17 protein-coding genes are annotated in these 13,062 nt (G+C 74.0%); 2 read left to right on the top strand and 15 right to left on the bottom strand.

Annotated features, from left to right (window positions below; translation table 11 throughout):
- Window positions 1-24 precede the first annotated feature (24 nt).
- The gene (locus ACFY1S_RS20425; protein ID WP_364362623.1) at window positions 25-486 is read left to right on the top strand and encodes a hypothetical protein; all 462 of its coding nucleotides are present in this window, start codon (window positions 25-27) and stop codon (window positions 484-486) included.
- 7 nt (window positions 487-493) lie between these two features.
- Here the strand turns inward: ACFY1S_RS20425 and hisF are convergent, their stop codons facing one another.
- The 12 genes from hisF to hisD form a co-directional block, all read right to left on the bottom strand.
- The gene (hisF, locus tag ACFY1S_RS20420; RefSeq protein WP_364362622.1) at window positions 494-1,252 is read right to left on the bottom strand and encodes an imidazole glycerol phosphate synthase subunit HisF; all 759 of its coding nucleotides are present in this window, start codon (window positions 1,250-1,252) and stop codon (window positions 494-496) included.
- A gap of 74 nt (window positions 1,253-1,326) precedes the next feature.
- Entirely contained in the window at window positions 1,327-2,325 is a 999-nt protein-coding gene (locus tag ACFY1S_RS20415; protein ID WP_387120173.1) for an NADP-dependent oxidoreductase, read from the bottom strand.
- A gap of 49 nt (window positions 2,326-2,374) precedes the next feature.
- On the bottom strand, window positions 2,375-2,806 hold the full coding sequence (locus tag ACFY1S_RS20410; protein ID WP_364362620.1) for an organic hydroperoxide resistance protein: 432 nt from the start codon (window positions 2,804-2,806) through the stop codon (window positions 2,375-2,377).
- A gap of 5 nt (window positions 2,807-2,811) precedes the next feature.
- Window positions 2,812-3,258: a MarR family transcriptional regulator gene (locus tag ACFY1S_RS20405; RefSeq protein WP_364362619.1), complete on the bottom strand. Its 447-nt coding sequence runs from the start codon at window positions 3,256-3,258 to the stop codon at window positions 2,812-2,814.
- A 78-nt stretch (window positions 3,259-3,336) separates the two neighbouring features.
- Window positions 3,337-3,726, bottom strand: a complete 390-nt coding sequence (locus ACFY1S_RS20400; RefSeq protein ID WP_387120168.1) for a RidA family protein — start codon at window positions 3,724-3,726, stop codon at window positions 3,337-3,339.
- On the bottom strand, window positions 3,723-4,448 hold the full coding sequence (gene priA, locus ACFY1S_RS20395) for a bifunctional 1-(5-phosphoribosyl)-5-((5-phosphoribosylamino)methylideneamino)imidazole-4-carboxamide isomerase/phosphoribosylanthranilate isomerase PriA (RefSeq protein ID WP_387120165.1): 726 nt from the start codon (window positions 4,446-4,448) through the stop codon (window positions 3,723-3,725). Before priA ends, ACFY1S_RS20400 begins: the two co-directional genes overlap by 4 nt.
- Window positions 4,449-4,462: 14 nt before the next feature.
- Window positions 4,463-4,786, bottom strand: coding sequence for a hypothetical protein (locus tag ACFY1S_RS20390; RefSeq protein ID WP_387120162.1), 324 nt, complete (start codon window positions 4,784-4,786; stop codon window positions 4,463-4,465).
- A 39-nt stretch (window positions 4,787-4,825) separates the two neighbouring features.
- On the bottom strand, window positions 4,826-5,461 hold the full coding sequence (gene hisH / locus ACFY1S_RS20385; protein WP_387120159.1) for an imidazole glycerol phosphate synthase subunit HisH: 636 nt from the start codon (window positions 5,459-5,461) through the stop codon (window positions 4,826-4,828).
- Window positions 5,458-5,631: a hypothetical protein gene (locus ACFY1S_RS20380; RefSeq protein WP_167517465.1), complete on the bottom strand. Its 174-nt coding sequence runs from the start codon at window positions 5,629-5,631 to the stop codon at window positions 5,458-5,460. Before ACFY1S_RS20380 ends, hisH begins: the two co-directional genes overlap by 4 nt.
- Window positions 5,632-5,689: 58 nt before the next feature.
- Entirely contained in the window at window positions 5,690-6,301 is a 612-nt protein-coding gene (gene hisB / locus ACFY1S_RS20375) for an imidazoleglycerol-phosphate dehydratase HisB (RefSeq protein ID WP_357989976.1), read from the bottom strand.
- Window positions 6,301-7,371, bottom strand: coding sequence for a histidinol-phosphate transaminase (locus ACFY1S_RS20370; RefSeq protein WP_387120154.1), 1,071 nt, complete (start codon window positions 7,369-7,371; stop codon window positions 6,301-6,303). The genes hisB and ACFY1S_RS20370 overlap by 1 nt, the downstream gene beginning before the upstream one ends.
- A complete protein-coding gene (hisD, locus tag ACFY1S_RS20365) occupies window positions 7,368-8,690 on the bottom strand; it encodes a histidinol dehydrogenase (RefSeq protein WP_387120151.1) in 1,323 nt (440 codons plus the stop codon). The genes ACFY1S_RS20370 and hisD overlap by 4 nt, the downstream gene beginning before the upstream one ends.
- Before the next feature lie 106 nt (window positions 8,691-8,796).
- Between hisD and ACFY1S_RS20360 the strand changes: the two genes are divergently transcribed.
- Window positions 8,797-9,501 carry an LON peptidase substrate-binding domain-containing protein gene (locus ACFY1S_RS20360; protein WP_387120148.1) on the top strand — a complete coding sequence of 235 codons (705 nt, stop codon included), beginning with the start codon at window positions 8,797-8,799 and terminating at the stop codon, window positions 9,499-9,501.
- On the opposite strand, the gene ACFY1S_RS20355 is transcribed toward ACFY1S_RS20360, so the two are convergent.
- From ACFY1S_RS20355 to ACFY1S_RS20345, 3 genes are all read right to left on the bottom strand, one after another.
- Entirely contained in the window at window positions 9,416-10,147 is a 732-nt protein-coding gene (locus ACFY1S_RS20355) for a DUF2567 domain-containing protein (RefSeq protein ID WP_387120145.1), read from the bottom strand. The two genes, ACFY1S_RS20360 and ACFY1S_RS20355, sit on opposite strands and share 86 nt — an antisense overlap.
- 56 nt (window positions 10,148-10,203) lie before the next feature.
- Window positions 10,204-11,946: an ATPase gene (locus ACFY1S_RS20350; protein WP_387120142.1), complete on the bottom strand. Its 1,743-nt coding sequence runs from the start codon at window positions 11,944-11,946 to the stop codon at window positions 10,204-10,206.
- A gap of 74 nt (window positions 11,947-12,020) precedes the next feature.
- On the bottom strand, window positions 12,021-13,049 hold the full coding sequence (locus ACFY1S_RS20345) for a hypothetical protein (RefSeq protein ID WP_387120139.1): 1,029 nt from the start codon (window positions 13,047-13,049) through the stop codon (window positions 12,021-12,023).
- Between the last annotated feature and the right edge of the window lie 13 nt (window positions 13,050-13,062).

Here is a 13,062-nt window from a genome sequence, read left to right as displayed (position 1 = left end):
GACGCGCGCCGTCATCATTTCTGCATGGGGGAGAACGGTTGGCGCTGGACGGACGCCTGGATCTTCGTGTCGCTGGTCATCGCGAGCGGCGCCGGTCGGCACCGCCGATCGGCGACCAGCCGCAGGCCGGAGGGTGTCCGCCTCACCGATGTGCTCTCCACCGCCGACCATCTCAACCACGCGATCCCGCAGCGGCACGAGGTGGAGGTCGCCGTCCGGCGTCTCGTCGGCGCCGGTCTGGTGAGCGTGTCCGACGGCTGGTTCCGGATCACCGGCGAGGGTGAGCAGCTCTGGCGCAACCGCCCCCGCACCGGGGTCGCCACGATGGTGGACACCGTGCAGGGCGCCCTGAGCCGACGGCACGCACCGGGCAGCGCCGACTGGATCCTGGAGGAGGCCGACCACGCGGCGGCCGTCCAGGAGTACGTGGTCCGTTCGATCCCGACGCCCCGGCGCTCCCCCGAGGGGCACTCCGGCGGGCACTGACCGGGCTTCAGCGCACCGGGTGACCACCACGGCGCAGCGCGTCCTTGACCTCGGCCACTGTCAGCTCGCCGAAGTGGAAGACGCTGGCGGCGAGCACCGCGTCCGCGCCGGCGCCGATCGCCGGCGGGAAGTGGGCCACCTCGCCCGCGCCGCCGCTGGCCACCACCGGCACGTCCACCACGGCCCGCACGGCGGCGATCAGTTCCAGGTCGAAGCCCGCCTTGGTGCCGTCGGCGTCCATCGAGTTGAGCAGGATCTCCCCCGCGCCCAGCTCGGCACCGCGCCGCGCCCAGTCGACCGCGTCGATGCCGGTGCCGCGCCGGCCGCCGTGCGTGGTGACCTCGAAACCGCTGGCGGTGGCGGCCCGGCGTACGTCGAGGGAGAGCACCAGCACCTGCCGCCCGAACCGGTCGGCGATCTCGGCGATCAGCTCGGGCCGGGCGATGGCGGCGGTGTTCACGCCGACCTTGTCGGCGCCCGCGCGCAGCAGGGTGTCCACGTCGGCGACCTGCCGGACCCCACCGCCGACGGTCAGCGGGATGAACACCGACTCGGCGGTGCGGCGCACCACGTCGAGCATGGTGCCCCGGTCACTGGAGGACGCGGTGACGTCGAGGAAGGTCAGCTCGTCGGCGCCGGCGCGGTCGTACGCCGCCGCCAGCTCCACCGGATCACCGGCGTCGCGCAGGTCGAGGAAGTTGACGCCCTTGACGACCCGCCCGGCGTCCACGTCCAGGCAGGGGATAACGCGCACCGCCACCGTCATGCCCGTGAGCCTATCCCCCGTACGTGGCACGGCGGCCGACCCGATCGGGCCGGCCGCCGGTAACGAGGTGGGTGTCACACCCGGACGAGCATCTTGCCCAGGTTCTCGCCGCGCAGCAGCCCGAGGAATGCCGACGGGGCGTTCTCGATGCCGTCCACGATCGTCTCGTCGTACCTGAGCGTGTCGTCGCGCAGCCAGCCGGCCACGTCGCGCAGGAACGCCTGACGGACGTCGCCGTGGTCGTTGACCAGGAAGCCGCGCAGGGTGAGCCGCTTGCCGATGACCATCGCGAGGTTGCGCGGCGCGGCCGGCGGCTCGATGGCGTTGTACTGCGCGATCATGCCGCAGATGGCGGCCCGGCCGTGCAGGTTCATCGCCGAGATCGCCGCCTCCAGGTGATCGCCGCCGACGTTGTCGAAGTAGACGTCGACACCGTCCGGGGCCGCCTCGCGCAGCGACTCGCGGACCGGCCGGTCGTGGTAGTCGAAGGCGGCGTCGAAGCCCAGCGCCCGCAGCCGCTCGACCTTGGCCGGCGACCCGGCGCTGCCGATGACGCGGCCGGCGCCCTTGAGCTTGGCGATCTGCCCGACGAGGCTGCCCACCGAGCCGGCGGCGGCGGAGACGAAGACCGTCTCGCCGGGCTTCATGGCCGCCACCTCGAGCAGACCGGCGTACGCGGTCAGCCCGGGCATCCCGAGCACGCCCAGGTACGCGCTGACCGGGGCCAGGCCGGCGTCGACCGTACGGGCGGCGGAGGCGTCGAGAAGCGCGTACTCCCGCCAGCCCAGCCCGTGCAGGACCGTGTCGCCGACGTGGACGTCCGCCGCCTCGCTGGCCACCACCTCGCCGACCGCCGCCCCGTCCAGCGGCGCGTCCAGCTCGAACGGCGCCACGTACGACTTGACGGCGTTCATCCTCCCCCGCATATACGGGTCGACGGACATGAACTGGTTGCGGACCACGATCTGGCCCGGACCGGGTGTCGGCACCTCGGTCTCGACGAGCCGGAAGTTCTCCTCGGTGGGCCAGCCGGCGGGCCGGCGGGCCAGGTGGATCTCACGGTTGCTGGTCACGGGGGTGGTCGTCCTTCCGTCCGGGGGGTGGCGGTCTGGGTCCGCGACGTCACGCGGCCAGGGTCTCGCGAACGGTGAGGGTGACGTCGATGTTGCCGCGGGTGGCGTTGGAGTACGGGCACACCTGGTGGGCCTGCTCGACGATCTGCTCGGCGGTCTCGCGGGGCACGGCGGGCAGGTCGACGACGAGCTGCACGGTGAGCCCGAACCCGCCGCTGCCGTTCGGGCCGATGCCCACCTCGGCGCCGACGACGGAGTTGGCGACGTCGGCCTTGGCCCGGCGGGCCACCACACGCAGCGCGCTGTGGAAGCATGCCGCGTAGCCGGCGGCGAAGAGCTGTTCGGGGTTGGCGGCACCACCGGCGCCACCCATCTCCTTCGGCACGGCCAGGTCGAGCGTGACGGTGCCGTCGGAGGTCTCGACGTGGCCGTCCCGGCCGTCGCCGGTGGCGGTCGCGGACGCGGTGTAGAGAACCTGCATGAGAGTCACTGCTCCTTCTGTCGATGGATGGTGTCGGTGACCCGGGTGAGGGTGTCGCGCAGCGCGACGAGCTCGCCGAGGCCGAGCCCTGTGGACTGCGCGATCCGCAACGGGACGTCGCAGAGCCGCTCGCGCAGCGCACGGCCCTGCTCGGTGAGGCCGACCTCGACCCGCCGCTCGTCGCGGGCGGACCGCCGTCGGATGACCAGGCCCGCCCCCTCCAGCCGCTTGAGCAGCGGGGAGAGCGTGCCGGAGTCCAGTCGCAGCTCGGTGCCGAGCTCGGAGACCGTGGGGGCGTCGTCGGGACGCTCCCAGAGCACCAGCAGCACCAGGTACTGCGGGTAGGTCAGCCCGAACTCGTCGAGGATCGGCCGGTACACGTCGGTCAGGGCGCGCGACGCGGCGTAGAGCGCGAAGCACACCTGCCGGCGCAGCACCAGATCATCGGTCACCGTTGAACCGTAGCCCACAACTAAGTTGTGCACAACCTATCTGGCCGCGAGGCGACCCGACGCCGCCGGGCCGCGCCCTCAGCGATCGCCGAGGTACGCCTCCAGCTCCACCTCGACCAGGTGCTCCCGATCCAGCAGGGCGGCCACCACCACAAGCGTCGCCGCCGGCCGCACCGCCCCGAAGACCGCGTTGTGCGCCTGGCCTACCTCGTCGGCGTACAACCGGTCCGTCACGTACATCCGGGTCCGGACCACGTCCCCCGGCTCCGCACCCACCTCGGCCAGCGCCGCCAAACCGATCCGCAGCGCCTGCGCGGTCTGCGCCGCCGGATCACCCACGTGCGTCACCCGGCCATCCACAGTGGACGTGCAGCCCGCCGTCCACGCCAGGTCACCGGCCCGGACGACGCGTGAGTAGCCGTACCGCTGCTCCCACGGGCCGCCCGAGCCCAGCCGGGTGACGGTCACGCCTCGGCCAGCGTCCGCAGCGCCTCGGCCACCGTGAAGGCGCCCGCGTACAGCGCCTTGCCGGCGATCACACCCTCCACACCGAGCGACTCCAGCGCGGCCAGCGCCCGAAGGTCGTCCAACGTGGACACACCACCGGAGGCGATCACCGGCCGGTCGGTCCGGGCGCACACCTCCCGCAACAGGTCCAGGTTCGGCCCGCGCATCGTGCCGTCCTTGGTGATGTCCGTGACCACGTACCGGCTCGCGCCCGCCTTGTCCAGCCGCTCCAGCACCTCGTACAGGTCACCGCCGTCGCGGGTCCACCCGCGCGCCGACAGGGTACGACCGCGCACGTCCAGCCCGATGGCCACCCGGTCGCCGTACTCCCCCACCACCCGGTCACACCACACCGGGTCCTCCAGGGCGGCGGTACCGATGTTGACCCGGGTCGCCCCGGTGCCCAGCGCCGCCCGCAGCGACTCGTCGTCACGGATACCGCCGGACAACTCCACCTTCACGTCCAACTGGCGCACCACCTCGGCGAGCAGGTGCGCGTTCGTGCCCCGGCCGAACGCCGCGTCCAGGTCGACCAGGTGGATCCACTCCGCGCCGTCCTGCTGCCAGGCCAACGCGGCGTCCAACGGGTCGCCGTAGATGCTCTCGCTACCGACAGCGCCCTGCACGAGCCGGACGGCCCGGCCGTCGGCGACATCCACGGCGGGTAACAGGGTGAGACTCAACGTCTTCTCCTCGATCAGGTACGACGGTCCAGAGCGATCACGACGATCGCCGGCAGTACGAGCAGCAACAACACGATCAGCGCGACGCGCAGCGCCAGATCGTCGACGAACGCCCAGATCAGGATCAGCGCCGCCCCGGTGAGCAGGACGATCGCGGCCCGCTCACCCCGGGAGTGCCGGGCCAGCCGACCCGAGCGGCCCCGGCGCAGCTGCGGCGTCAACCGGCGGACCACCGCCCGACGGCGCTGCCGGCGAGCCACCCGGCGCTGCCGCACCGCCCGCTCACGCGCCTGCTCCGCCTCACGCTCCGCCCGGCGGCGGGCCCGCTCCCGACTCACCGCGCGCCCCACCCGACGGGCAGCGGGCGCCGACGCCCCTCAGCCACCGGTGGACAGCGTGGCGAGCCAGTTGCGCAGCAGCGCGGCACCGGTGTCAGCGGACTTCTCCGGATGGAACTGGGCCGCCGACAACGCACCGCGCTCCACCGCCGCCACGAAATCCGTGTCGTGGTGGGCAGTGGTCACCAACGCGCCGGCCGCGGACAACGCCGCCGGGTCACCCATCGCGTACGAGTGGACGAAGTAGAACCGGCTCTGCGGCCCCAGACCGGCGAAGAGCACCGACTCCCGGGGCGCCCGCACCGTGTTCCATCCCATGTGCGGCAACCGGGTCGCGGCCAACCGGGTCACCCCGCCCGGCAGCAGCCCGAGCCCCTTGGTCACCACACCGTGCTCGTCACCGTGCTCGAACAGCACCTGCATCCCCACACAGATGCCCAGCACCGGCCGGCCGGCGGCCACCCGCTCGGCGATCACCGGGCCCGCCCCGAGCGCCTCGATCCCCGCCATGCACGCGGCGTACGCACCAACCCCCGGCACCACCAGCCCGTCGGCGGCGGCAGCGGCGGCCAGGTCGTCGGTCACCCGCACGTTTGCACCGGCGGCGGCCAACGCCCGCTCCGCCGACCGCAGATTGCCCGAACCGTAGTCGAGCACCACCACGTCGGCGCTCACGAGCCCGACCCCGGAATCAGACGCAGCACCCCGGCGGCCGTGGCGAGGACCGCCAGCAGCCCGGTGACCACCACCGCGCCCCTCGGCGCGCCCTGCCGGTGCAGCGACCAGGTGCCGCCCACCAGCACCCCGGCCAGGATCAGCAACAGAGTCGGCAACGCGGCACCCATCAGAGCCACCTTCCATTCGCGACTGCGGGGCTCCGCTCCGCTGCACTCCTCGCGCTCATCAGAGCGCACCCTTCGTGCTGGGGATCGCGCCCGCCGCACGCGGGTCGATCGCGGTGGCCTCGCGCAACGCCCGGGAGACCGCCTTGAACTGCGCCTCCACCACGTGGTGCGCGTCCGGGTGACCACCCGGGCGGGCCGCCCGCAGCACGTCGACGTGCAACGTGACCCGTGCCGCCTGACCGAACGACTCCCAGATGTGCCGGGTCATGCTCGTCGCGTACACCGGCCCGATGTACGGCGCCAGCAGCGGCTCGTCGTGCACCACGTACGGCCGGCCGGACAGGTCGACCGCGGCCCGCACCAGCACCTCGTCCATCGGGACTGTCGCCGAACCGTACCGTCGGATGCCGGCCTTGTCGCCGAGCGCCTGGTCGAACGCGGCGCCCAGGGCCAGCGCGGTGTCCTCCATCGTGTGGTGCGCGTCGATCTCCAGGTCACCAACGGTGCGCACGGTCAGGTCGAAGCCGCCGTGCCTGGCGATCTGGTTGAGCATGTGGTCGTAGAAGCCCACGCCGGTGCTGATCTCGGCGGCGCCGGTGCCGTCGAGGTCGATCTCGACGAGGACCTTGGTCTCCTTGGTGATCCGCTCCACCCGGGCGGTCCGGCTCATCACACAGTCTCCATCGCAGAAAGGAAGGCGTCGGTCTCGGCGGGGGTGCCGGCGGTCACCCGCAGCCAGCCGGGCAGACCGACGTCACGGACCAGCACACCCCGGTCCAGCAGGGCACGCCAGGCGGTGGCCTGGTCGCCACCGGTCTCGAAGAGCACGAAGTTGGCGTCGCTGTCGGCCACCCGCAGACCGCGCCCGCGCAGCGTCGCCACGATCCGGTCCCGCTCCCCCATGATCGCGCTCACCGTACCGAGCAGGGCGTCGCGGTGCGCGAGTGCCGCGCGCGCGGCGGCCTGGGTCAGCGCCGACAGGTGGTACGGCAACCGGACCAGCTGCACCGCCCGCACCACCGCCGCGTCGGCGGCCAGGTAACCCAGCCGGCCGCCGGCGAAGCCGAACGCCTTGCTCATCGTCCGGGTGACCACCAGCCGCGGGTGACCGGGCAGCACCGCGAGGGCGCTGACCGTGCCGGGTCGGGCGAACTCGGCGTACGCCTCGTCGACCACCACCATGCCGGGCGCCGCGTCGAGCACGGCGGCGACCACCGACGGGTCCAGTGCGGTGCCCGTGGGGTTGTTCGGCGAACAGAGGAACACCACGTCGGGCCGGTGCTCGCGGACCTGGGCGACCGCCTCGTCGGCGGTCAGCCCGAAGTCGACGCCGCGCCGCGCCGGCACCCACCGGGTGCCGGTGCCGAGCGCCAGCAGCGGGTGCATCGAGTACGCCGGAACGAAGCCCAACGCGCTGCGCCCCGGGCCGCCGAACGCCTGGAGCAGCTGCTGCTGGATCTCGTTGGAGCCGTTGGCCGCCCACACCTGCTCGACGGTGAGCCCGTGCCCCAGGTAGCCGGCCAGGTCGGCGCGCAGCGCCACCGCGTCCCGGTCCGGGTAGCGGTTCAGGTCGCGCAGCTCGGCCGCGAGCGCCTTGCCGATCGCCTCGACCACCGGCTCTGGCAGCTGGTACGAGTTCTCGTTGGTGTTGAGCCGCACCGGCACGTCCAGCTGCGGCGCCCCGTACGGCGTCAGCCCGCGCAGGTCGTCGCGGATCGGCAGATCCTCCAGCCCCGTCACGCCGATCCTCCCGGGAAGCGGGCCTGGACGGCCTGGCCGTGCGCCGGCAGGTCCTCCACGTTCGCCAGGGTGACCACGTGCGGGGCCACGTCACGCAGCGCGGCCTCGGTGTACTCGATCAGGTGCACACCGCGCAGGAAGGACTGCACGGACAGCCCGGACGAGTGCCGGGCGCACCCGCCGGTGGGCAGCACGTGGTTGGAGCCGGCGCAGTAGTCGCCGAGCGACACCGGCGACCAGGCGCCCACGAAGATCGCCCCGGCGTTGCGTACCCGCAGCGCCCACTCCCGCGCGTCGGCCGTCTGGATCTCCAGGTGCTCGGCCGCGTACGCGTCGACCACCCGCAGCCCAGCCTCCAGGTCGTCCACCAGGACCACGCCGCTCTGCTCACCGGTCAGCGCGGTGCTCACCCGCTCGGCGTGCTTGGTCGCCGGCACCTGCCGGGCCAGCTCCCGCTCGACCGCCTCGACGAGCGCCGGCGACGGGGTGACGAGCACGCTCGCGGCCAGCGGATCGTGCTCGGCCTGGCTGATCAGGTCGGCGGCGACGTGCGCCGGGTCGGCGGTGTCGTCGGCCAGGATGGCGATCTCGGTCGGGCCGGCCTCGGCGTCGATGCCGACCACACCGCGCAGTAGCCGCTTCGCCGCGGTCACCCAGATGTTGCCGGGGCCGGTGACCAGGTCGACCGGATCGCACCGCAGCTCACCCGCCGGGTCGACAGCCGAGCCGTACGCCAGCATCGCCACCGCCTGGGCGCCGCCGACGGCGTACACCTCGTCGACGCCGAGCAGCGCGCACGCGGCAAGCACCCGAGGGTCGGGCAGGCCACCGTTGTCCTTCTGCGGCGGGCTGACCACCACCAGCGACCGCACCCCGGCCGCCTGGGCCGGCACCACGTTCATCACAACTGTCGACGGGTACATGGCGAGCCCGCCGGGGACGTAGAGGCCGACCCGGTCGACCGGCAGCCACCGCTCGGTGACGGTGCCACCGGGCACCACCTGGGTGACGTGGTCGGTACGCCGCTGGTCGGCGTGCACCCTGCGGGCCCGGCTGATCGACTCCAGCAGCGCCTCACGCACCGCCGGGTCGAGCACCCCCTCGGCCTCGGTGATCGCCTCCACGGGCACCCGCAGCACCTCCGGCGAGATGCCGTCGAACCGTTCGCTGGCCTCCCGGATCGCCGGGTACCCATGCTCCCGGACCGCCTCCACCAGCGGGCGGATCCGCTCGACGGCCACCGACACGTCGAGCTGGGCACGGGGCAGCAGACGGCGCGGGTCTCCGAGACCGTCGCGCAGGTCGATCCGATTCAGCACCCTTGCGAGTCTAGGCGGCCCGGCCGCAGCTCACCCGAGCCGCCCGCCCGCCGGGACGGTGAGCCGGGCCACGCCCCGCCGGACGGGATTCGTTAGGCTCGACCACGTGACCGCACGGCTGCCGGTGTTCCCGCTCGCAACGGTGCTCTTTCCCGGGTTGGTGCTGCCACTGCACATCTTCGAGGAGCGTTACCGGGCGCTGGTCCGGCACCTGGTCGACCTGCCCGAGGGTGCCCCACGCGAGTTCGGCGTGGTGGCCATCCAGGCCGGGTGGGAGGTCGCGCCCGCCGGACCGGGCGGGCGACCCGTCCCCGGTGTCGGCGAGGTCACCCTGCACGAGGTGGGGTGCACCGCCGAACTGCGCCAGGTCACCGAGCTCGCCGACGGCGGCTTCGACATCGTCACTGTCGGCCGACGCCGGTTCCGCATCGCGGAGGTCGACGAGAGCGCCGCGCCCTTCCTGACCGCCGAGGTCGAGTGGCTGCCCGAGCCGGCCGGCGCGGACGAGGTGGCCGATCTGCTGGCCGCCCGGGTCATCGCGGTGTTCCGGCAGTACCTGAGCCTGGTCCGCTCCGACCCGGAGGAGATCTCCGAACAGCTCCCGGAGGACCCGACGGTGCTGTCGCACCTGGTGGCGGCGACGGCGGCGCTGACCGTCGACGACCGGCAGCGGCTGCTGGCGATCGACGACACCGCGGCCCGGCTCCGCGCCGAGCTGCGGTTGCTCAACCGCGAGGCGGCTCTGTTGCGCCAGGTGCGGGCGGTTCCGGTGCCGCTGTCGGAGCTGGCGTCCCCGCCGACGCCCAACTGAGCGACGCCAGCTCGGGCTCCGGCCGCAGCGACGGCCACCGCGACCAGCCCGCCAGCAGGGTGTACGTGATCGCGGCGCCGAACGCCGGCAGCAGCAGGTTGCCGTGCGGCACCGGCAGCACACCGAGCAGCCAGTCGACGCCACCGGCGCGCAGGTCGGCGGGTTTGGTGAACGCCTGACCGTCAGGCGCGGCGTCCAGCAGCCGGTCGAAGGTGGCAAGGCCCACCCGCCGGCCCACCTGCCAGGCCACCGGCGCCGCGGCCACCGTGCCCAGCACCACGGCGAGCAGGCCGACCGGGCCGCGTCGGCGACGCAGCACGAACCACACGACGAGGGCCGCGAGCACCCCGAAGGCGAGACCGAGCAGGCTGAACCAGCCGTCCGCGGCGATCGGCTGCTCCGGCTGCGGCTCGGCGTAGATCGCCCCCTCGGCGGTCTTGAGCACCGGCGTGTCCGGCGCGAGCGCGGCCCAGAGCAGCCCGAGCGGCGCGCCCAGCACGGCGATCGCGAGCACGAAGCCCAGCACCGTCAGCACCGTGCGCGACTGGCGACGCGACTCGTCGGGCGGCGCGGGCCGGTCGGTCTCGTCGACGGGCCGGTCGGTCTCGTCGACGGGCCGCTCGGGGTCGGGGTTGTCCGGGCTCACCCGATGATCCTCTCAGGCCCGACGGTGGGCCGGGGCGCCGGTGGCGGCAGACCAGCTCACCGGGCGAACGGCTCCACCATCATCGCCGCCGCGCGCAGCCACGCCTGCCGGGTCTCGGGCTGGAGCTGGTGGTACTCGATGGACGACCCGGTCTCCAGCGCCGGGTCGTACGGCACCACCGCGACACCCCGGGTCCGGGTGGCGAAGTGCCGCTCCAGGTCGTCCTGGAGGGCGGATCGCCCAGCGGTGGGACAGGAGATGAGGGTGATGGCGTTGTCGGCCAGCTCGCTCATGCCCTCCTCGTGCAGCAGGTCGAGCATCCAGTCGGCGCTGAACGCCGCGTCCTCGCGGGGCACGGTGGTCACCACCAGCTGGTCGGCGGCCTGCATCACGGTGCGCCAGTTGGGGCTCTCCACGTTGTTGCCGGTGTCCACGCACACCACGTCGTGGGTCCGGCGCAGCAGCTCCAGCACCCGCCGGACGGTGAACTGGTCGAGTCGCTGGGCGAAGCGCGGGCTCTCCTCGCCGGCCAGCACGTCGTACGAGCCGTCGGAGGCGTGCCTGAGGAAGTCGTCCAGCCGGTCCAGCAGGGTCGCCCCCTCCAGGATCTCGATCTGGGCCAGCTCGCCGATCAGGTGGCGGATGGTCCGGGCGTGCCGGGCGCTGCCGGCGCGCAGCCCGAGGGTGCCGCGCAGTTCGTTGTCGTCCCAGGCCAGCACGCCCCGCCCGCGCACACTGCCGACCGTGGCGGCGGCGAGGACGGTGGCGGTGGTCTTGTGCACCCCGCCCTTGGGGTTGGCGAACGCGAACACCCTCGGCGTGCCCAGGTCCCGGCGGAGCACCCCGGTGGCCCGTTCCACCTCCTGGTCGACGCCCTGCGGCCGCCACTCGATGCGGGGCGGGTAGCCGCGCTCGGCGACCGCCGAGCCGATCGACGGCGCGGGTGGCGGCGTAGGTGGCGGTGCGACCGGCGGGGCGGGTGGCGGGATCACCGGCGGTGCGGGCGGCGCGACGGGAGGGGGCGCCGCGACCGGGTAGCCCGTCTCCGGCTGGTAGCCGGTCTCCAGCAACGCGTAGCGCGACTCGACAGGCGGCCCACCCTGGCGGTAGCCGTTGTCCAGCACCGCGTAGCGCGACTCGACCGGCTCGGGTCGCGGCGCCGGCGGCTCGGGTGCGGCCCGGTACGTCGGCTCGGGCCGGTAGTCCGGCTCCGGCCGGTAGGTGGGCTCGGCCCGGTAGGTGGGCTCGGAACGGTAGTCCGGCTCGGCCCGGTAGGCCGGATCAGCCCGGTAGGCGGGCTCGGCCCGGTAGTCCGGCTCCGACCGGTAGGTGGGCCCGGAGCGGTACTCCGGCTCCGAGCGGTAGGCGGGCTCGGCCCGGTAGTCCGGCTCCGCCCGGTAGTCCGGCTCCGCCCGGTAGTCCGACTCCGCCCGGTAGTCCGACTCCGCCCGGTAGTCCGGCTCCGCCCGGTAGTCCGGCTCCGCCCGGTAGGCCGGCTCGGCCCGGTACGCGGGGTCGACCCGGTAGGTCGCCTCGGCCCGGTAGGCGGGCTCCGCGCCGTACGACAGCTCGGCCGGATGCCCGATGGCCGGCGCGCGCCCGGCGTAGCCGTTGGGAGCCGCGCGTCGGGGCAGCGGATCCGGTCCTGGCTCCTCGGCCCGCCGGTCGGGCTCGGCCTGCTCGGCGGCACGGCCGCCCAGCCGGGCGCGGTCCAGCAACGCCCGCCACCGAGGCGCTGGTTCGGCCGGCCGGCCCCAGCCGGTCTCACTGCCCTCCACGGCCCGCCCTCCCAGCACCATCGATCTCCGTCTGACAGGCTACGAAGGAAACACTATTCGGACCACACCTCAGGACGCACACCGCCCGGCACAGATCACGACGGGGTGGGGGCCAACGGGTTGGCCTCGGTCACGTCCGGGGAGGTGGTGGCGCTCGGCACGGCCGGCTCGGTCGCCACCGCCGACGACGCGTCCGGTGACGGAATAGTGACGAGCGGTGCGGGTTCCGACGATTCGCCCATCGACGCCGAGGGCAGAGGGGCGGGTCGCGTCGACGCCGTGGCCCCGGCGGGGTGCGACGTCGGGCCCGGTCCGGTGTCGACAGGCGGGCGGGCCACGTCGCGCTGTTCGGGAAGCGGCGGCGTGAAGACCGCGCGGTCCAGCCGGTACACCTCGGGGGCCGGGTCGACGGCACGTACCGCCGGCCGGGTCGCCACACCCCGCAGCACCTCGGGGGCGGCCCGGACGACCGCCGCGTACACACAGTCGCAGCCACCCCGGTACGCCGCCGCCTCCGCGTCCGCCACCTCGGCGCCGTCGGCGTACCGCGCGCGCAGTTCCCGCTCGTCGACACCGTCGCCTGTCGTCGCGGCGGCCCGCGCCCGGTAGTCGGCGGCCTCGGTGGCCTTGCGGGCAGCAACCTCCGCCATGCCGGCGACGACGTCGTCCGGCACCCGCAGCGCGGGGATCCTGACGATCTCGGTCTGCCGCCCGGGCAGTGGCACCCGCCCGAAGACCGTCGAGACCGGCACGTCGCCGAGCACGTCAGCCAGGCGCTGCGGCGGAAGGTACGCGTCGAACGTGACAAGCGCGTACGTCCCGTCGCCGGTGGACGGCGTCGCGGTGGACAGGGCGGCCAGGTCCGCCGCCGCCGAGCGCAGGTAGCCGGGGACGGAGTCGCCGTCGGACACCCCGACCCGGGTCACCTCGCCCACCGTCCGGTCGCCCACCGGGGCGTCGTCGGCCGCCCACACGGCGGTGCCCAGCACCGCCGCCAGGGAGAACAGCGCGGCCCAGGTGAGCACCCCGGACCGCCGCGAGCGGTCATCCAACCGGGCGACGCCCCGGGTCAACGGCGGCAGCAGCCGTTGGTCCAACTGCCGCAGCAGATCGCCGGCGCGCACGGGCGGATCCCCT

This window comes from Micromonospora sp. NPDC000663 (assembly GCF_042898105.1).
Classification (GTDB): domain Bacteria; phylum Actinomycetota; class Actinomycetes; order Mycobacteriales; family Micromonosporaceae; genus Micromonospora.
The sequence above is the reverse complement of the archived record's forward strand: the minus strand, read 5'-3'. Positions and strand labels throughout refer to the sequence as shown.